Origin of the sequence: Ferrimonas aestuarii, assembly GCF_005116665.1 — a bacterium.
Lineage (GTDB): Bacteria > Pseudomonadota > Gammaproteobacteria > Enterobacterales > Shewanellaceae > Ferrimonas > Ferrimonas aestuarii.
On the sequence record NZ_SWCJ01000059.1, the window covers coordinates 1 to 255 of the forward strand.

A 255-nucleotide genomic window follows, 5' to 3' on the forward strand; every position below is an offset into this window, starting at 1 on the left:
AAAAGCGAGAAAGCAGCTTGACCAAATTGATTAACTTGCTTGATTAGCGAGTTAAAAGAATTTGTCTGACGACCATAGCGCTGTGGTCCCACCTGATCCCATGCCGAACTCAGAAGTGAAACGCAGTCGCGCCGATGGTAGTGTGGGAGTTCCCATGTGAGAGTAGGTCATCGTCAGACGCCAATTTCGGTGGAGTGGTAGTTCAGTTGGTTAGAATACCGGCCTGTCACGCCGGGGGTCGCGGGTTCGAGTCCC

Annotated in this window: 1 rRNA gene; it reads left to right on the top strand. The window is 52.2% G+C overall.

Going from position 1 to position 255, the window contains the following annotated elements:
• Positions 1-64: 64 nt before the first annotated feature.
• A 5S ribosomal RNA gene (gene rrf / locus FCL42_RS21615) occupies positions 65-179 on the top strand.
• Positions 180-255: the final 76 nt, after the last annotated feature.